Origin of the sequence: Defluviimonas salinarum (assembly GCF_026013545.1) — a bacterium.
In the GTDB taxonomy this organism is placed as follows: Bacteria; Pseudomonadota; Alphaproteobacteria; order Rhodobacterales; family Rhodobacteraceae; genus Albidovulum; species Albidovulum salinarum.
This window is the reverse complement of the sequence record NZ_JAPDOG010000026.1, coordinates 35,461-54,681: the sequence shown is the minus strand read 5'-3', so window position 1 is coordinate 54,681 and position 19,221 is coordinate 35,461. Positions and strand designations below refer to the sequence as shown.

The window sequence follows — 19,221 nt, the reverse complement described above, 5'->3', positions numbered from 1 at the left end:
CTCTTTGATGCCCTGAGCTTGCCAAAACCCGCCTGACCCCTCCGTGTTGTACCATTTTCGGCTATCCAGCCTAAATGATATCAGTCGTTTACGCGTTCAACTGATGAACTTCGGTGCCTCCTGTCGAATGCTGGCGGGGCACTAGCCCCAGCCACGCAGCAAAGTCCCTACCGCGCCGAAAGCTGGACAGGTCAGGTGCAAACGTTTCGATCGCCAGTGCCGTGACCGGCCCGACGCCAGGCATGGTTTGAGCGCGGCGTGCCGCGGCCGTGTTCTTGGCAGCCTAGCCCATCTTGAGGCCGAGTTCCGCAATGCGTTCGGTCAACTCCCCGATCTGCCTCAGATACATCTGGCCGAGGTCCCGGACTTCGACGGGCAAGTTTGTGTTGATGTCTTCGATCGCGTTCGCAAGTTTCTTGAGGTGGGCAGTCCCTCTCGCCGCGACCAGGCCGTGCTCGGCGAGATGCCCGCGAAGGGCGTTGATCATTTGAGTGCGCTGCCCGACAAACATCTGCCGCGTCCGAAACAACATGGCGCGGGCTTGCTGACCTTCCGTCTTCAGCGCGACAAAGCGCATCGACAGGCGCAATGCCGCTTCGACGATTGCCTCGGCATCAACGGAATCGTTCTTCTGACGCTTGACGAATGGCTTCACATAGACTGGCGGGATTAGGCGCACTTCATGTCCGAGCTTCTCGAAATCACGGCCCCAGTCATGCGCCGTCGCACATGCCTCCATGGCGATAACACACCGCGGCACCTGCGACACGAACCCCAGTAGCTGGCCACGGGAAAGCCTCTTGCGAAACACGGCGGACCCGTCGCGGCCGGCACCGTGCAGGTGGAAAATGCGCTTTGCCAGATCGATCCCGATAATCGTAACCTCGGACATGGATGCTCCCTCCTTCTGTGATGGCTTCAACACTCATCACATTGAAACATTGGCACATTGCGATGCCGTCAGGTGGGGGCATCCACGCCATCAACAGAGCCAAGGGGCAGAGCAGAGGCTACCCAACCCAACATCAGAACCCGTTTTTCTTAAAAGCAAAGCTCCAGTTTTTAATCAAAGTGCAACCATTAGGGGGTAGTTTGTCAATTCTGTAGATTGATGAGCGCACAAAATGATTGACCCAGCGTACACACCGTTCTCAGGACACGAAGCGCAATTAGCTCTTAGCATCACACACGGCGTGTACGTTCAAGCCATCAGAAGGGGCGACTTGGTACGGAGCGTTCATTTTGAAGCACGGGTCTCGCAGGCGACGGCGATGCACAGTATGGTCGACATTGTTGCCTTCGATGTGTTGTTGAAAATGGGCTGGCCGAGTCATGAAGCGTGTTGTTTAAGAAATGAGCTAGAACTCATACTCGACGAGCTTTGCTCCGACTATGAACGAGATCGCCACGTCAAAACCACCATACATCGGGGCGATCCTCATCTGTTGTTCAGCTTGGTATTCAAGAATTCCGGTGCGCGGCTTGGCAAGAACATGACTTTAGTCAGCCAGAGGAGAAAAAACTTACAGCGACTAAGCGTGGATTCCTGGTGCAGATGTTGGACTCGCCTAGCCCTTCTGCTGGTTGAGGACGCACACCCTATTGAGACGTTGTTACACTGACCGGCTGCTGAAACAGGTTTTTTCAGAAATGGAAAATTCCAGTTCGCAACGGCCCTGTTCCTGGGAGGAAGGTCAACGGCACCCAAACCTTCCCATCAGGAGGCCATTCCCGCCAACAATAACGCTTCTCCCGCGTCAGCGGGATCGTTCAATCTCCTTTGTCAACACGCCTAGCTTTTCGCACGGATGCTTCTCATGAGGCTAATAAGTTTTCTTACAACACCCTTCTCATTCGATCTCGTCTCCGTCCGAACGCGCTCACGGTCAATGTCGGAATCAAGATTTGAAGGCAAAACTTTTGAAAATGGTGGAAATACCTTGTACTCAGAAAAAAAGCGTTCGGCCATAATATGTATGACCACATCAGGTTCCTCCCTTTCAATTATATCATCGTATACCTGCCCCTTGTGCCAGACAAACACACTTCGCGAGAAGTGTTCGGCCAATAGCGGAATTATGAAATCAGATGTGGAGTCCCGAAAGATGACCGCTCGCGGCAGATTAGATTCACCGTTTTCAAACACAAGCAATGGTCGCTCACCAAGACTGTCGATATACTCCTTGGGTGCCGCGACTTGTTGAGCTTTTCGCGCTTCATTAGGTAATTCATAGCTAACTAAATATTCAAACACGCCTTCGGGAGTTATGGGCCCCCAGGTTGTTTTTATTATACGAGCCTGATCTTCAGGCAGTTGAGCGGCAATATCCCCTTCATATCCGGCAATCTTTGGCATCAATTGCGAAAACCCTATGGGAGCTTTTTGCCACCCGTCGGCCAAACTCGAATTTAGACGCTCTGCAATGTGCAGATAAGCCACAAAAGCACCAAGCCAATTGGTGTGACTGTCTCCTTTAAAGTAAAGAAATCCCAGAGATTTGGCGTCATGAAATATATCCGCCAAATAGCTAAAACCCGGCACTCCTGCGTCCATCAAAAGCTGCGCCGGACGCTCCTTATCAACCTGCATTCCGCCGAACACCTTAGGCAAGTACTCGGGGTATATCGCCGACTTTTCGGGGATTACAAACTTCAAGTATTGGCAGCCTCGTTGACCCAAAGAGGCATGCCGGCTCTTTAGCGTCCCCATTGCGAACTGCAACTGCGCTTCTGTCCACCTCAACTGACCAAACAGATACCGCATATAGTCTGAGCTGTCATTAACGAGGAAAACCCAACCATATTCACTCAACATTCCTTTGTGAGGAAAGCAGCATTTTTCGACATAGGTGATGACATCTCCCTCACCTATATTGAACATAGATGATCTTGCTGACCATAAACGTACATCATAAGATATGCTGGCGTTTTCTCGCCCCAACTGCAAGACCTCTTTCAACTCTAAGAACTCAGAGAGAATCAGTGAATTTTTCGAGTTATCATCATCAATATTGATCTCGCAAAATCGAACCCCTCTTTCTCCAGCCAGCACCCTAATGCGCTCATTCAACTCAACATAAATATTTGACAGATTCAAGATGTCGAGCGCAATTCCAAATTTCGTCATGAACTCCGTCATACTGCGCTGCCACACCTCAACGTTTTTTCGCGTAGAAAGAATAAAATAAGCATCTGGATAGGCGTCCATAAGCTCCTTATAGTAGGTCCTAGTTGGATAGTCAGAAAATGCATCAAAGCCAGAATCGTCAATGAACTTCTTGAGACGCGCCCAGTTATCAGTTAAATGAACATTGATCAGCTGATCAGATTCCGAGTTTTCGATTACGCCGCTCTCTTTAAAATAATAATGAATCGACCTATAACCCGCCCCAAGAAGGAATCTATGGATGGACGTGGTTCCTGTTCTGGAATCACCAAGCACGAAGACCTTGGGGTGTACATCCTTATTCATAGAGCCTCCATCCAGCAGATAATCCCGACCTTTCCGCAGCTAGGCACTTTCTATCAGATCGGCAAGATGAGCCAACCACCCTCGTCAGTTCGTTCTGAACGGGTTCGGAAATGCCTTTCGTGGATTGCCACGGTCCCCGGGCAGCTCGCGCGCCCAACGTGGGATTAGCGATCTATCACGCAATATGCCGTAGCACCACAACCTGTCAATCCCGGCGCAATATCGGTCAGCGCATGGAGTGCGCCCCCGGGCCTTTACCCGCAAGCTGGCCGTCATTCTCAACGCCATGTGGAAGACAAACACCCCATTCCTCTGGAGCCAGCTCGATGCATGACAACCAAGGAGCGTGGCTGAGCGACTGACTTCACGGATGCGTCCTGCCGGGACGCGTGGCCAGGATCAGGCCGGCCCTCTGAAACGCGACGCCTTCAAAAGAAGCAGGTAAGATGATCGCGAGGAACACTTCGGCCGATCCGCCATCAGACGCCAACATGCAGCGACCATGACGAGCGACTGCGGAGAGAACCCTGAACCCGGCGAAGGCGCAGACCTGAAACAGAAACCTAGACCAGAGCGATTAGAGAACATCAGTGGGAGAGGTTCAGCCCTACGAAGCCATTTCCCTCAGTGGCGGGCCACGTTAACGAACATTCAACAAATTCGTTCGGAGATTGCTAACAAAAGCCTAACGCATCACCGATGTTGGGAGATGAGATTTGTTCCTACCGTTTGTCTTGATCGGAGCCGGGATCGGGCTTCTATCGGCGCTCGTCACCCTTTGGATGGGCTACCCATTGCTCTTGGCGTTGGGCGTCTACAGCAGTCTCGGATTGCTGGCTGTTGTGGCGACGATCTGCGTCGAGGCGGTGCTGCCGTGTCAAACGCGGAGCGGTGACGACGACGCCGACACCGTCCCGCACCAGACTTCCTGAACAGTCTCCTCACGCGGCGACGTGCGCGGAGGACTGGTCAACGTCGTTATGTACATGCCTGAAACGATCAGACCAAACTCAGGCTGGCGGTGGAAACTGGCCGGTTACATTCCTCGACGTCGAGCGGCAGTATCACGGGAGGGCCTGGAGGTCTTCGCCAATTGAGGACCCCACCATTTTCTTGAGGCGCGCTACGACGGCGTCATCGGTGCCGAGTGCCACATCGATACTCGCCATTTCAAGCGCCGTCGCCTGACCCGTTATCCAGAACTGTCCTTGGATTCCATCGGCCCCCGAAAGCCCAATGTGATGGGGATAAAGCAGCGTCACGCGGGGCGCTTTGTAAAGATGGGCGTAGGCCATCATCTGGTATACATCGGATTGGGAAACGCCCTGTTTGGGATCATCGATGCGGGAGGATATCCGCTTCCACTTGGTGTCGATCACCTGAACAACCTGGCCGCCACGGCGGATCAGGATGTCAGGTTTGGTCTGAAAAACCTGGCGACCACTATCTTGCTCCGTGAGGCAGTACTCCCGGCCTCCTTGCAGACTGACACGGTACTCCGTCCCGGCCATCGAGCGCGCGACCAGTCGCCCGACATACTCCTCGAAAAGCGTGTTCATTTCGAACAGAAGCGCAGTTCCTTGCCTGGCACCGGTGCTCGTCGTCTGAAACTGGTTGCGCAGGAACATCCGCGCCATCCCGATTAGGTCCTGCCAGCCGCGATTGGTTCGATCGATCACGACCTCGCCCCAAGGCAGAGCGGGCACCGGAACAGAAGAAATATCCGCGTAGACAAATGCCAGTTCCCGAAGCCGCTGAAGGTTAGAGAAGCTGCGCGACAGCCTGGAAAGATGGGCAAGTGCCGCCTTCATGATGCGGTTCAGTGCGATGTCGGTCGACAGCTCGTCAAACCGGCATGCAAGGCGGCTGGGGTTTACTGCATGGCGGGTGAATTGGCGGGGCACGTCGAGGGTGCCACGTAATGTGGGCAAGTCGTCCTCGTGGCCGATATATCGCCGAGGCATGCCGCGACGGACGGCTTCCGTCAGCTTGTCACAGAATATTCGGATCAGGATTTCGAGAAGCGTCTCGTTCTGCCAGTCCAGATACGACAAGCGCCCGGTCTCGATCTTCATGTCCAGCGCGACGGCGAGCATATGAACAAGACGCTTACGGATTTCGCTTCGCTCCTCGACGGAGCCGTCCGCGGCGGGCACGTCGATCTTTGGAAGGATCTCAAGGCTGCAATCCTCGGCTGCGACGACGCCCACCACGCCGCGGGCCCGCAATTCATGCCGACGGTCCTCAAGAACGCCACCTTCGCCCCGTCCAGCAAAGGTTGAGGCCTTGGCGACTGCGGCCAAACGATCAGCCAGCAAGTCCGGAATGCAACCGGGCCCGTCACCGCGGGGGAGCGACCGGTATTCCAGGACACTGAAGGCGGCCATCAGACTTCGAACTCTGTGAAGTCGAAGCCGCCATTCCTATCGCCTTGGACCTCGGGCCGGACGCGCCAGCGATACCGCGCGCCGGAGAACGTGTCGTTGTCCAACCCGGTTGGAGCGGTGATGACTTCTCGCACCAGGAACCGTGGATTGTTTTGCGCCGCATCGCCCAGAACTGCGGCGACCTTCGACCAATCCTCGTAGAAGTACTCAGCCAGCAACGGGATCACCTTGTATCGCATCACCGCAGCGATCTTGGCACGGGTGTCGCAGCCGGTAAAATAGGCATGCCCGACCTGGTGTTCGCGATCGAACAGGTATTCGATCCGTTCATTGATTGTGCGCAGAAACTTCTGCAGGTTGATCCCTTCAACGTCAGCTGACAGCGCCCCGGGCTCCGGCATCAGTTCGCGAAACGTGAACCTCCGGCGGAGGGCGGTGTCCAGAAGCGCAATGGATCGGTCGGCCGTGTTCATGGTGCCGATGATGTGCAGGTTCGCTGGTACACCGAATGGCCTCTTCGAATAGGGCAACATGAGCCGGATCTCATTCTGAAGGCCCAAACGTTTGTCCGGCTCCAGAAGCGTGATCAATTCGCCGAAGACCTTTGAAATGTTGGCGCGGTTAATTTCGTCGATGATGAGAACGTGGTTTCGCGCGGATTGGCTTGCCCGAGGCGCTTCATCGCCAAACACGATCGCCTCGAGTGCGTCCCAGTCGACGAGACCCTGGTTCAGCTTGTAAACAGAATGGCGGCGAAAGCCGTTCGGGTAGAAACGATCGCGCTCGACACCCGCATCGTCGCGCCACATCCACTCTACCATGCGTCGGTGCGGATGGAATGAGGCATCAGGATCATAGAAATACTCTCCAGCGACCCTGCCAAACGCTTGGATTCGGTCTCGCCCATCGGAGACGACAACGTAATCGCCCACCTGCATATCCGCCCTGAACGAGAAGGTCATAACGATGTTACCATCGTTGCCGGTCGCTTCCGGATCGCGCTTGGACCTCCATTCGGAGAATATCCCGTTGAAATCATCGAACCGCTCGTCCGACCAATCGATATCTCCTCCCCAGCCGATATGGATCAAACCGTGATCCAGGCCAAAGCGGATCCTGTCATCTTCGACCTGCCGTCTTCCAAGAGCCACCTTGAAAACACGCGCGGATCGGTCGAGACGCTCCGTTGTACCGTTGTCAGATCGATCAAGCCTTGCGCGCTCGCTGACGCGCTTGAATACTCCATCGTGGGGCTTCAACCGAAAACCGTTACTGACGTCCATTTCTGCCGCGACCTCGGACGCTTCGTCTCCTGTGCTTGGCCGCAGTCCTTCGACGAATTCCTCATAGGACATGGATTGGTGGAACGTCACAAACTCAATTCGCCCCTCGCTGACCAACCGCCGATACTCAGCCATCAGCGCGTCACGCTGTTCATCACCCTGGAGGAACGCAGCCGCTTCGCTCCCCAGACAAAGGCGTACCGCCTCCCAGGCTGTTCGATAAGTCTTCCCGGTGCCGGGGGGGCCGTATAGGATCAGGTTGATCGCGGGCGTCTGGGCGGAGTAGTCAGGGGTCATGCTGGGCTGCCCTCTCGAAGGGGTGAGTTGATATGTGAGGATGGTCGCCGAACTCTCATCGACCCCGGTCTGTGTTGGCTCGGTGACATTCGCCAGATCCTGAAATGCCTTGCCTCTCAAGGCTTGCCAAACGTCGCGATAGTGATGATTGGGGAATAGATTTTCCGACACATCTCCAACGCGCACAGCCACTTGGGCGTCCCCCCTCTCACGGGCGGGAGAAATGAAATAGTTCAATGCGACAAGCCGTGCGCGATCTGCACCTTTTATGAGATAATCCTTATCTGGCGGAGCAACCGGCTTGTTATCTTGATCAACGATGATGAAACCGGAGTTGTGGAGCGCCGCAGCCGAGTAGGCGGGACCGCCCCATCCGCCCGAACTGCCTTTGTTTCCGTTCGCCCAGAAATGAAGCGGTTTTGAGGGATAAACCTGGTTAGGCCGAAGCTTAGTTGATCTTACCCAATAGTCCCGAGGCTCGCCGAAAGCCTCGAACACATCCGCGTGCGCCCCGCTGCTTCTATAGGCGTCATAAGCATCCATTGCAGCTTCAATCGCGTCGCGCCCTATGACTTTAGGATCTAAGCCTTCCTCTCTTCTGACAACCTCGTACCCAAGCCGCTCCAGCGTGCTGAAAGCCTGTGTTTCACCGAAGCCGTTGAAGAACCCCTTGGCCGACAGCGTACGGCCATTAGGTAAATGCGCGAGAGCTCCCGCAACGGTTGCCTTAGCAGGGTAGGTCTGCTCTCCGACGCTACCTTTGACCCAAACTTGCGGACGCACGAACCCACGCCTCGTAAGGAAGCCATGCAGGCCCAATCGGTCGCAGTCACGCATCGCTGCGTCGATTTCCTTCCGCGTCAGAAGGTCGAGTGATGCCTGCTGCGTTTCAGACGAAGCAGCCATTGCGCCGTCCGAACCGTCCTTCTTCCAATGGCTGCCGTTGCTGTTGCCGTCGATCACGACCCCAGCAGCGGTGCTTTTGCTGGAAAAGACATGGTCCTTGGCAAATCGAAAGAGTGCCGGATTAGCATCAGGCACCAAGACGCCTAACGCAACCAGCCGATCACGCTCAGGGCGATTGCGCTTCTCTTTGGGCGAACCCTCGCGCATGGTGGTCGACCCGGCACGAACCAGAAACTCCGTGCTGGAAAGCTCCTTGCCATAAGCCAAGGCCCGCTCCTTGCGGATAACCATCCAGTCATCATTGTCGATCATTAACTTCCCTCTCCGAAAGGTACTATCTGCAACGCACAGAGCGTGTTCACCAGTCGCATCTGGTCGACCGCCTCGCATTTCGCCTCGCGAAGACGCGGCGCGCCGAAGACCAGCGCCAGCCCCTTCGCACGGGACACGGCCACGTTTATGCGGTTCAACGAGAACAGGAACTCCATCCCACGAGATGTTTCCTCGGCCGAGGACGCGGTCATCGAGACAAGGCAGATCGGCGCTTCCTGGCCTTGGAACTTGTCCACCGTGCCGACACGGATTGCCTCGGGTAGCACTTCGCGTAGCGCGTTCACCTGTGCGTTGTAGGGGGCGACAACGATGATGTCGCTTGCGCGCATCGGGCGCGCGGTGCCGTCCTTATCCGTCCAGGTGCCCTTTAGCAGGTCCGCAACGGTGCCACTGATGGCAACGACCTCCTCGGCGGCGATCTGCGCATTGCCCTCGTGGGGCACCGGCACCCAAAAGGCCCCGGCCTCGGGGAAGCTTGTGCCGCGGACGGCCTGGCGCGCGGTGTCGGGATGGCTTTCCAGCCGCCCCTCGTAGACCAGATCCGAGATGAAACGGCAGACCTCGGGGTGCATCCGGCGCGAAACGGGCAGGAAGATGCCCCGGTCGGGAGGCACCGTGGCACGGTCTCCCAGCACCCAGTCGAGACAGGAAAGGTTCGCGGGTTCCGGATGCGCGCCTTGGATGACTTGCGGCAGTTGGCGAGGGTCGCCCACCAGCACGATGTTCTTCGCCGCACGGCCCATCGCAGCCAGGTTGGCGAGGCCGACCTGTCCAGCCTCGTCCACGAATAGCCAGTCGAAAGCCTGCACGTTCTCGTCACGGGAGAAGAACCAGGCGGTCGCGCCGACGACACACATTCCGCCTGCGGCCTCGTCATTGCTGGTGGTGCGGCGGACGGGGCAATCCTCGGGATAGCCATCATCCTCGCCCGAAGTCTTGTGGACGAGGTCCAGCGTCAGGTCAGGATCGTTATCCTCCAGCGCACTCAGGCAGCCCATCAGCACATTTCGGATGGCCTCGTGGCTGTTCGAGGTCACACCCACACGCGCGCCCTTCCGCACCAGCGACAGGATCGCCCGGGCGGTGACGTACGTCTTGCCCGTTCCAGGAGGCCCCTGGATCGGCAGCACCGTCTTATCCATGGCGCCCACCGCGGCGATGGCGCCCGCAACCGGATCGACGACGGGCTGCAGAGGGCCGGTGGTCAGGCGGGGCGCCGCACGAGACAAAAGGTCATCAACCGCACGGTAGGCGCGTGGGCCGCATTGATCGGCGATCACGTCGCGCAAGGCCGTGGCGATCACCTTGGTGTCCAGCGGCCAGTCAGGGTGTAGCGTCAGCCGGTCGGCCAGAAGATGTTCCTTGCCCGGCCCGGCCTTGATCGTGATCCGTCGCGCTCTGCGGTCCATATCGTCAATGATGACCGAGACGGGAGGGCCGTCGAACACCGGCACGGTCGCTTTCTTGCCGCCCCGAAGCTTGGTCTCCTGCGGCGGAAAGCCGTAACTGCGCGCGAAGGATCGCTTCACCGGCTCCACCGGTCCGATCGCCTCTAGCCCCGCCAGAGCATCAAGATCGTCGATGAGTTCATCCTCGTCCTTGGAGGCCGAGTCGAACACCGCCCATTGCGCCGGTTTCACTTCGCGCTTGTGGAATACTCCGAGGTTGAACAGCATCGTTTGTCGATCCTCGGGCAAACCCGACGCGGCAAGGGTTGCACGCAGCGCCTGCGTCTCGGCGTCCTCCTCGGCCTCCTTTTCGCCTGCGTCCTGGCCCAACCTGGGCCAGGGGTCCGGCGGCCGGATGCCTACCAGCCAATTGCGCAACTCTTCGGTCGAGATGCAGTCGATGCGGTTGTAATCCTCGATCTCGTCCAGGATGTGCTGATCGTTCGTTTCGCGCCAATTCTCGTAGGCGACGACTGATCCACCCGCTGTCTTGACCTCGCCGTCGCGCTTGCGGCCATAGAAGGCCTCCATCGACTTGATGGAGTAGTTCGGCTCAGAGCCGATCAGCCCTCCCCGCACCACGGCGAACAGATCGACAAAGCGCCGCTCGCGCAGCAGTCGGTCGATCAGGGCTTCGCCGATCCCGTATTTCGTGGTCAGGCGGCGCAGCGCGGTGATCTCGTAGGCCGCATAGTGGTAGATGCGGGCCTGCGGGAACGCCTCCAGCCGCGCGCGGAAGAACACCAGAAGATCCTCCAGCGCCTTCGCCTCGGCGATGTGGTCATGAGCCCAGAAGGCCCTGAACTGCCCATCGCACCAGACGCCGTGCAGGTATTCGAGACCTCCTTCGTAATGCGGATCGCCTTCTATGTCGTAGAACAGATCGCCCGGCTGTGGTTCGGGCAGCAGGTCGAAGCCCTTGCCGGGTTCGGGGGCGCGTAGCTCATAGGCAGGCGCCCCGCTCTTGCGGGCATGCTGGAGGCGGGCTTGGGTCGTAAGTCGCAGCCTCGTGCCTTCGGCCATGCCTCGCACGGGGTGGTCGAGGCCAGCCAGCGCCTCCAGCATCGCGATTCCTGCGGCCTCCAGCTTCTTCACCTGCCCGCGGCTGATGTTGGCCACATTGAACAGGCTGTCCTCGGCCAGCCAAACGCTGTCGCAATGACCGCTCCAACGGCAAAGCCCGCAATCGGCGCAGGGGATCGGCCGTGTCGGTTGCGGGTCGGCCACGAACGCCTCCAGCTGGGCCCGCGCGGCCCGTGCGTAATGTATGTAATCGTCGAGCCGCAGCGTCGCCCGTTCGCCGCTGCCCAGCTCGACATGCGCGCATTCCGGCGCGACGCCCTGAATCTCGGTCAGCAGGTCGGAATAGAGGACGAGTTGCAGAACATGCTTCGGATGCGGTCGGCGCTTCAGCTTGGTGTCGGCCACCTCATAGCCGAAAGACCCAAGCGCCGAGGGCCGGTTTACTCGCATCAGGAAGTCTGACCAGCCGCCCCAATTGCCCGATAGGAACGCGCCCTGGAAGACGACCTCCGCCCCGCGGGCGAGCGCCTCCCGTGTCGTCACAGCATCTGTCACCAGATTTCCACGCGGGATTTCGACCACCGTCCTCCCTGCGGATTTCAGCCGTTTCAGATGAGCTGCCTCATGCGCGTCGCCTTGCTTTTGCAGGAGCGCCGCATCGTCGCTATCCTCACCAGGTTCCGGGCCTTCGCCGCGCAGGCGCAAGAGGTCGAGTGTGGTCGCATGAGCGCAGCCCATGAACCGCATCAGGTCTGTCGCCGAAAACAGGATAGTGCCGCCGAGATCTCTCATGGTCACCCTTCAATCGCAAATGAGCGCAACCCAAAGAGGAATCGTCTCGTCGGATCGCAGCTTCTTCAATAACCGCCATGGGTGTCAATTCATGTCGGGTACCGCAAGTGACTAAAACGTGCCGCAGAGCCCGAGAGTGCTGCGCACGTCAGTCGACAAGCGCGACGTCCTGCCGCACGATCCGCAGGCTTTTCGGCGCAATCAGAGAGGCACGTTTGCCCTTGGCGCCCATCCAAAGAGAGAAGCCGCGCTCGATCAGCGTCGCCGCCTCATCCAGCGTCTTCACATAGGTTGCATGGTCGGCATGATGCTTGTGCTTGCCATGCGCCGGGTCGGCCAGCTGATAGCCTTTGGCGGTGATGGCGGGCTCCTCCACCGCACCGCTCCGAGAGGAAGTCCGTTCAATTTTGATGACATTTCCACGCATTGCTATTCCTTTCCATGCTCTGGTGCGCCTGCCGTGCCTCTGCAACCGTCATGGAAATCACTCGTGAATCGGCTCGACAGGACGCAGGAACCTTCCTAGCGTGCCAGGGTGACAAACTCTGACTGGCTGGCGGGGCGTGCATGTCTTTCTCCAAGGCACAGGATTTAATCCGCCTCGCGCAGATGGCGGCGTCGCGGCGGGGCGGCATCAGCCTTGAGGAGATCTGCGCGGAGTTCCGTGTCTCCCATCGCACCGCGCAACGCATGACCGATGCGCTGGAGGAGACCTTTGGTAATGTCGAAGCCGAGGATGGAGAGGATCGCAAGCGGCGCTGGCGGCTGGTTGATGCTGGTCTCGCCCGAATGCAACTAAGACACGAAACCGGCGTGGAAGCGTTGGATATTGCGGCCCGCGCAGCGGAGGCCGAGGGTCGGCTGCGCCACGCCCGGGCGCTGGACGACCTGCGCGACGGGCTGCTGGCACGGGTTCCGGCACGGGCCCGGATCGAGGCGGATGCCGAGGCGGTGCTGGCCGCCATGGGTCAGGTCACGCGACCGGGGCCGCGGGTCAGCATGGCTCCTGACATCCTCGATGCGATCATCGAGGCCCTGCGCGGCCCCTTCCGCCTGCGCGTGCGCTACAATCAGGATACGTCGACGCGCATCCTTGAACCGCACGGGGTGCTGCTGGGCCACCGGACCTACCTCGCCGCCCGCGACCCCGCGAAAGCGGAGGAAGTGCGGAACTTCCGCATCGACCTGATCCACGAGGCCGAAGCCCTGAACGAAAGCTTCGCACTGCAGGAGGGCTTCACCATTGCCGACTACGCCGCGCAGGCCTTCGGTGTCTGGCAGGACCCGGCGCAATTCGGCGAAGTTATCTGGCGCTTCACGCCCGACGCCGCCGAACGCGCCGCCGGTTTCCGCTTTCACCCGAGGCAGGTGCTGGAACACCAGGACGACGGCAGCCTGATCGTGCGCTTCCGGGCGGCGGGCTGGCTGGAGATGACGTGGCACCTCTACCAATGGGGCGACAAGGTCGAGGTGATCGCACCGCAGGCGCTGCGCGAGATGGTCTACGAGCATCGCCGGTCAGACTTCGCCGCCATGCCGTGAGCTGATTTCAAGAGGATGAACTTGATGACCAACCAACTGACATTAACCGCCCCGAAGAAAAGCTACGCGCCATCCGTTTGGGTTAGGCGCGATGAAGGGCAGCTCCGCCGTCTTCGCTCCGGCTTCCTGTTCCCGTAGGATGGCGATGATCAGTTCCTCGGTGAACTCCGATTTCTTCATGGTCCGGTCCCCCCTTGCGGCGGACTCCAATCGGCGGTGAAGAAGAAATTCTGTGGCAGGTCAGATGCCCACCGGCATGCGTCGCCGCTTCACCCGCGCCCGCTCCTGCGGAACACCAGCTCCGGCAGGACCGTCTCCCAGTCGTCGCGCTTGATATAGGTCTGGTAGCGCTCCTCGTTGTCGGATTTGCGCCAGCGCACGATCGCGCCCACTTTACCCGACACCAGAGCGGTTCCCTCTGGCGGCGCCCAGCTCGCGGCCATGCGGCCAAGCAGGCGACCGTTGCGGTCGAGGATCATCCATTTCCCGTCGCGCCGTCCAAGCGTCACCGGATCGTCGACCTTCGCTTCGGCGATGGCGACAATGGTCGGGCTGGTCTCGGGCAGTCGGCCTGCATAGGACAGATCGACAGAGGTCAAATCCGGCACCTGATACTGATCAGGATCGGGAAGATCGAGCCGCCTCGGCATCTCGACTTTTCGCAACATCTCGCAATCGCTGTCCGCCAGCACGAAGGCATGCGCCCCGCTTGTCACCACCGCCAGGCTGCGACGCGCGCGCGTCATGGCCACGTAGAACAGGCGGCGCGGGGCTTCGCCGTCTTCGCCCTGCGAGAGCACCTTCCAGCCGCCGTTGAGGATCACAACATGGTCGAACTCGAGCCCCTTGGAGCGGTGCGCGGTCAGCAGCAAGAGCCCGCGCTGCGTTGCGCGAATGTCTTGCGACCATTCTGCAAGCCACTCGATCGTATCGGGAACGGGAATCGTCTTTCTTCCCAGTTCGCGGGCGAGATCCGCAATTCCTTCCGCGATGAGATCAACCCAGCGATTAGGCTGCTGCTCGTTGAGCACATCGAGAATGTCCTGGACTGTGAGCATTGCGGCGGGGTTTCTGCGCAAGCTCGCCACAAGGCGCTGCATCTCGCGCAGGCGCCAGACGCTCGGCAGCTTTTCGTTGGCCATCTCGACAGGCAAACCAAGCTTCTCGGCATAGGCGCGCACAGGGCCAAGACGCCGCCAGTCGCGCGAGATGATCGCAGTGCGCGCCCAGGTAAAGCTGGGGTCGAGCCGCGAGATACGCACCAGCTCGTCCACCGCCGCCACCGCCTGTGCAACGTCATCGGCCGCCACATCAAGAAACTGCACCCGCCCCTGACCAACCGGATCAAAACGGGCCATCACCCCGCCACCGGGATCAAGGCCGCGTATCTTGTCCACGGTGATCGCGTGCCCGACCTTCATGCGGCCTCGCGCAGGTTCGATGACCTGGTTGGCAGCATCGATGATGTGCCGGGTCGAGCGGTAGTTCTCGGTCAGGAACTTGGGTTTGGCGCGATAATCCTCCTCGAACTGACGAATGAAGGAAATCGAGGCCCCGGCAAAGGCGTAGATATTCTGGTCATCGTCGCCCACGGCAAAAAGGCTCAGCCGCTGGTCGGGATCATCTAGCGATCGCCCGGCCACAGCGGCGATCAGCGCGTATTCCTCGGGGCCGATGTCTTGGTATTCGTCCACAAGGATCCACCGATAACCTTGGATGAGCGCCTCACGCTGGGCCTCAGCCTCGGAGCGGCTCAGGCCCTCGCCGTTGATCTGACGTACGGCCTCCCTCACGATGCCGTCGAAGTCGCGCGGCTCAGACGCGCCGCCGGCAAAGCTCGCCCCCACCAGCCGCATCGCCAATGCGTGGCAGGTCGAGACGGTGACGCGGGCCGCATCCTCTCCGACCAGATGGCGTAAACGCGCGCGGATTTCGGCCGCCGCATGCCGGTTGTAAGTAAGCACGAGGACACCGCGCGGATCCTCGCGCTTGACCCGCAGCAGATAGGCGATGCGATGCACGAGAACCCGCGTTTTGCCCGAACCTGGCCCGGCCAAGACCAACACGTTCGTTTCCTCGCGGTCATCCGCGACGATATCTTGCTGGACCGGATTACCCAGCCCCTCAACGATTTGCTTCCAGGCCTTGCCGGTCGTCTGGCGGCGGATCTCGACGCTGCGGCCGGGCATCCAGCGCTGTAAGAAGCGGTCTTGATCGAGCGCGAAGTAGTCCTCCGACAAACGCACGGCTTCGTTGATCTGCTCCAGCCCTTTTTCGGCATAGGCGGCCATGACATGGGTCTGGAGGGTCTGCTCGCGGTAATGCTCTTCGAGCGGCAAGAAGTCTTTTTTGGTGAAGCCTGAGCGTCCCGGTTTCAGGTAGATGGTCATGGCCGAGCGGAACACTGTCAGCCCCTTGCCCAGCGTGACCACCTGCTGTTCGTGCAGCCATAGAAGCGCGCGTTCCATGAGCTTGGTCATGTCCTTCACGCCCGACGCCTTGATCAGGGCATCGCCGCTGAGTGCAGCCAGCATGTCGCCGACAGTTGTATCGACATGAATATCCTTGCCTTTCGTGCCCATTGGCACCTTGGCAATCAGGAAATCGAGGAGTTTCTCCGCCGCCATCCAGCGCACCGAGGCGGTCTGGTCCACCACCCGCCACGAGCGTTGCAACACCACCTCGAGCGTCTTCGCCGAAAGTTTGCGCAGGCGGATGTTGCCCATCCCACCGTCGCTGTCCCGGCCGTCCCGCTCGATGCTGCGCAAAAGGCGATCAAGGATATGGGGGCTGGTGTCCTCATGCCCCTCACCGCGCAATAGCTGGCTCGCCGCCGCCATGTCGAGCGGCGCGCTATCGCCCACACCCGCCTCGGGCGCTAGCTCACGCATCCTGGTAATGAGCGCCTTTTCCAGCCGCACCGCGCGCGTCATGCGCTGGCGGGATTGGTTCTCAACGCCGACATGCACCGAGACCGTGATTGCAATGTCATTGCGCGCGATGCCAAGGGTCTCGAGATCGGCCATCGCCTTGCTAAGCTCTCGGTGTGAAAGCCCGCTGATGCCGGTCAGCTCGTCGGTTGAAATGCCCTGATCGGGCGGTGTGTTCATCACGTGGCGCACGATGGTCAAAAGCTGCTCGCGCCGCGCCTGCGTGATATCGGCGCCTTTCAGGCGGGTCTCGGCTTCGGTCAGCGTACGCACCAGAAGCGAGGACGGAAACACCTGCACCCGGTTTTCTTCACGCGAGACGAGCGTCGCCTCCTCAAGCCAGGACACAGCCGTTTTGACCCGTGTGTCGTCGGTGGCGCTGTCGCGCACGAACTCGCGGTCCTTTTCCTCGCGCACGATCTCGCCCGGGGTCGCCACCACCTTGCCGCTGTTGCGGGTGTGCTCGTCCATGCGGCGCAATGCCTTGAGAATGGCGCCAATCTCGTGGCGCTCGAGCCGCGAGCGCGCGGTCAGGGTGAACTGCCGTTCGACATCGTCGGAGTGGTAGAGCAACACACATTCGGCGGGTGCCCGGTCGCGCCCGGCACGTCCTGCCTCCTGCAAATAGTTTTCCAGTGATCCGGGAATGTCTGCGTGGACCACCAGCCGGATGTCGGGCTTGTCGATGCCCATGCCAAAGGCGTTGGTGGCCGCAATCACTCGCAAATCACCCACGCGGAACCGCTCCTGCACCGCCTGCTTGTCGTCTGCCGTCAAGCCTGCGTGGAAATGCTCGGCCGCAAGTCCTTGTTGTTTCAAAAAATCTGCAACGCGTTCGGTTTCCTTACGGGTTGCGCAATAGACAACCGCCCCCGATTGATCCCCGGAAGGCAAACGCTCGGAAATCACCGTCAGCAGATCCCCGAGCTTGCTCTCCTTACGGGTCGCCAGCACCGAAAACGAGAGGTTTGTGCGCGTGGCCCCGCCATCGAACAGCCCAAGCTCGACGCCCAGACGATCGCGGAAATGTTCGGTGATGTCGCGCACGACTTCCGGTTTGGCCGTGGCCGTCAGGCACAGCACCGGCGCGGGGCCCACGTCGCCCGAGAACTCGCGGATGAAGCGCCCGATGTAGCGGTAGTCGGGCCGGAAATCGTGCCCCCATTTCGAGACGCAATGCGCCTCGTCCAGCACCCATAGCCCCACTTCACGCTGTGCCAGAACCGACCGGATCGAGACACTGCGCAACTGCTCGGGCGAAATAAGCAGGATCGCCGCCTGCCCCAGCCGCACCCGATCGAGCGCGTCCTGTCGTTCGGGCATCGACAGCATCCCGTTGATGGTGACGGCGGACGAGATCCCGGCACGCTCCATCCCTTGCACCTGATCGGCCATCAGAGCCACCAGCGGCGAGATCACCACAGTTAGCGCGCCGGTTTTTTCATAAAGGCTGAGTGCGGGCACCTGATAGCAGACTGACTTGCCCGTACCAGTGGGCAGGATGCCAAGGACATTGGCATGCCCCATGGCCTCAGAGACGATGACCTCTTGTAGAGGCCTGCCGTCACTGTCCACCGGCTGGGGACGGTAGCCGTCAAAGCCAAACCACTTCTTGAGCGCGCCGACCGGGTTGTTCATCTCGGCACACCAGCCGCAAGCCCTGTCGCCACAGTTCGTATCGCGCAACTCACGCACGATCAGCGCGGCTTGCGGAAAGGCCGCCCGCACCCAGGGCGGCATCACGGATTCCCCACCAGATACCGAGATCCAGGCGAGCGCATAGGCCATAGGCCAGGCCATCTGCGGGTCTGAGAGCTGCTCGAGTAGCGACCCCACCTGCGCGCCACAGGCTTTGCCCGCAAGCAACGCTTTTATCGCCGCAAGCGCTTCGGCCCGTTCCGGCTGGGGCGCTTTGCGGATATCGCTGAAAACGGCGTCAAACCCGGCGGCACGGTCCATGCGGGTCGCCAGATAGTGATAAGCAAGCAGCGTTCCGGGCGACTGCACGGCCAGTTCCGTCAGCGCCTTGATCTGGTTGCTCAACACCTCGAACACCAACCGCGCATCAAGCTCCGGGTCGTTTACATGCCCCGCTTGCAAACGCCCGTCGTGGTAGTGCTTCACAAGGTGGTGGTAGGGATTGCGCGGAAAGGCCAGCGGATTGAGCCAAAGCGTATCAATGGGCTCGGCCATTTTCGCGGCTAGCCGCGGGCGCGCCGCCAGAAGATGCTCGAGGTCGTGGCGCAGGATATTGTGGCCGATAACATACGGAATTTTCGCCAGCGCTTTTTCGAGCTGGTCGAGGCCCTGCCGGATCTTGCTCTTGGGAGCCACAACCGCAGGCCCGCCGCCGAACCGCACTGCAGCCATGTCGAAAATCTCGGCGGTCTTGGGATTGACCTCGAGATCAACCGACAGACACCGCTCGAGCAGAGGCCCCTGGTCATCGGCCTTTGTTCTTAGGAACGTCAAAAAAGCCATCAAACACGAGGCAATAGCATATGGTTGTGCGAGCTTAGAGCGGCCCAACCGGCACGGCAATAGAGCAAGCCTGGCCCAGGAAACGGATTTACGCAGCGAAGTGTCGTTTGTCGGTTCAACGCTTGGGCAGACCCGTCACACGAAGTCACGGATGCCGAGGCAAATCTCGTCCTTCCTGGGCCACTTCACGACGCCGCGCACCCGCTTCGTGCGTACCCTTTTTCGCACGAGTTTGTTGCCCGCGAGTGCTTTGCGGATGAGGCTTGGAACACCCCCGAAGATTTTTTGAAGCACAGGTCGCCAGCGCGAGGGTAGTGCCCGCCACAA

Annotated in this window: 9 protein-coding genes and 1 pseudogene; 2 read left to right on the top strand and 8 right to left on the bottom strand. The window is 59.7% G+C overall.

Annotated elements, in window-relative coordinates; translation table 11 throughout:
• Positions 1-106: 106 nt before the first annotated feature.
• A pseudogene (locus OM960_RS20345) lies at positions 107-892 on the bottom strand (IS110 family RNA-guided transposase); the annotation flags it as partial.
• A gap of 232 nt (positions 893-1,124) precedes the next feature.
• Here OM960_RS20345 and OM960_RS20340 point away from each other — a divergent pair.
• Complete coding sequence (locus OM960_RS20340) at positions 1,125-1,622, top strand: hypothetical protein (RefSeq protein WP_264773253.1); 498 nt, start codon at positions 1,125-1,127, stop codon at positions 1,620-1,622.
• Positions 1,623-1,792: 170 nt separating this feature from the next.
• On the opposite strand, the gene OM960_RS20335 is transcribed toward OM960_RS20340, so the two are convergent.
• From OM960_RS20335 to OM960_RS20315, 5 genes are all read right to left on the bottom strand, one after another.
• Positions 1,793-3,472 (bottom strand): sulfotransferase, encoded by a 1,680-nt coding sequence (locus OM960_RS20335; protein WP_264773252.1) that lies wholly within the window; start codon positions 3,470-3,472, stop codon positions 1,793-1,795.
• 1,064 nt (positions 3,473-4,536) lie between these two features.
• Positions 4,537-5,859, bottom strand: coding sequence for an McrC family protein (locus tag OM960_RS20330; RefSeq protein ID WP_264773251.1), 1,323 nt, complete (start codon positions 5,857-5,859; stop codon positions 4,537-4,539).
• The gene (locus OM960_RS20325; RefSeq protein ID WP_264773250.1) at positions 5,859-8,657 is read right to left on the bottom strand and encodes a DUF4357 domain-containing protein; all 2,799 of its coding nucleotides are present in this window, start codon (positions 8,655-8,657) and stop codon (positions 5,859-5,861) included. Before OM960_RS20325 ends, OM960_RS20330 begins: the two co-directional genes overlap by 1 nt.
• Positions 8,657-11,941 (bottom strand): TM0106 family RecB-like putative nuclease, encoded by a 3,285-nt coding sequence (locus OM960_RS20320; RefSeq protein WP_264773249.1) that lies wholly within the window; start codon positions 11,939-11,941, stop codon positions 8,657-8,659. Before OM960_RS20320 ends, OM960_RS20325 begins: the two co-directional genes overlap by 1 nt.
• A 148-nt stretch (positions 11,942-12,089) precedes the next feature.
• Complete coding sequence (locus OM960_RS20315; protein WP_264773248.1) at positions 12,090-12,368, bottom strand: hypothetical protein; 279 nt, start codon at positions 12,366-12,368, stop codon at positions 12,090-12,092.
• Positions 12,369-12,508: 140 nt separating this feature from the next.
• Here OM960_RS20315 and OM960_RS20310 point away from each other — a divergent pair, with 140 nt between their 5' ends.
• A complete protein-coding gene (locus OM960_RS20310) occupies positions 12,509-13,483 on the top strand; it encodes a helix-turn-helix transcriptional regulator (protein ID WP_264773247.1) in 975 nt (324 codons plus the stop codon).
• Positions 13,484-13,525: 42 nt separating this feature from the next.
• On the opposite strand, the gene OM960_RS20305 is transcribed toward OM960_RS20310, so the two are convergent.
• Together OM960_RS20305 and OM960_RS20300 are read right to left on the bottom strand one after the other, a co-directional pair.
• Positions 13,526-13,663, bottom strand: a complete 138-nt coding sequence (locus tag OM960_RS20305; RefSeq protein ID WP_264773255.1) for a hypothetical protein — start codon at positions 13,661-13,663, stop codon at positions 13,526-13,528.
• 89 nt (positions 13,664-13,752) lie between these two features.
• The gene (locus tag OM960_RS20300; protein ID WP_264773254.1) at positions 13,753-18,783 is read right to left on the bottom strand and encodes a RecQ family ATP-dependent DNA helicase; all 5,031 of its coding nucleotides are present in this window, start codon (positions 18,781-18,783) and stop codon (positions 13,753-13,755) included.
• Positions 18,784-19,221 lie beyond the last annotated feature (438 nt).

What these genes read in the sequence shown, in the direction of transcription:
- OM960_RS20305 (WP_264773255.1), bottom strand. Translation starts at nt 13,663, where the DNA reads ATGAAGAAATCGGAGTTCACCGAGGAACTGATCATCGCCATCCTACGG.
- OM960_RS20325 (WP_264773250.1), bottom strand. Translation starts at nt 8,657, where the DNA reads ATGATCGACAATGATGACTGGATGGTTATCCGCAAGGAGCGGGCCTTG.
- OM960_RS20310 (WP_264773247.1), top strand. Translation starts at nt 12,509, where the DNA reads ATGTCTTTCTCCAAGGCACAGGATTTAATCCGCCTCGCGCAGATGGCG.
- OM960_RS20320 (WP_264773249.1), bottom strand. Translation starts at nt 11,941, where the DNA reads ATGAGAGATCTCGGCGGCACTATCCTGTTTTCGGCGACAGACCTGATG.
- OM960_RS20300 (WP_264773254.1), bottom strand. Translation starts at nt 18,783, where the DNA reads ATGGCTGCAGTGCGGTTCGGCGGCGGGCCTGCGGTTGTGGCTCCCAAG.
- OM960_RS20330 (WP_264773251.1), bottom strand. Translation starts at nt 5,859, where the DNA reads ATGGCCGCCTTCAGTGTCCTGGAATACCGGTCGCTCCCCCGCGGTGAC.
- OM960_RS20340 (WP_264773253.1), top strand. Translation starts at nt 1,125, where the DNA reads ATGATTGACCCAGCGTACACACCGTTCTCAGGACACGAAGCGCAATTA.
- OM960_RS20315 (WP_264773248.1), bottom strand. Translation starts at nt 12,368, where the DNA reads ATGCGTGGAAATGTCATCAAAATTGAACGGACTTCCTCTCGGAGCGGT.
- OM960_RS20335 (WP_264773252.1), bottom strand. Translation starts at nt 3,472, where the DNA reads ATGAATAAGGATGTACACCCCAAGGTCTTCGTGCTTGGTGATTCCAGA.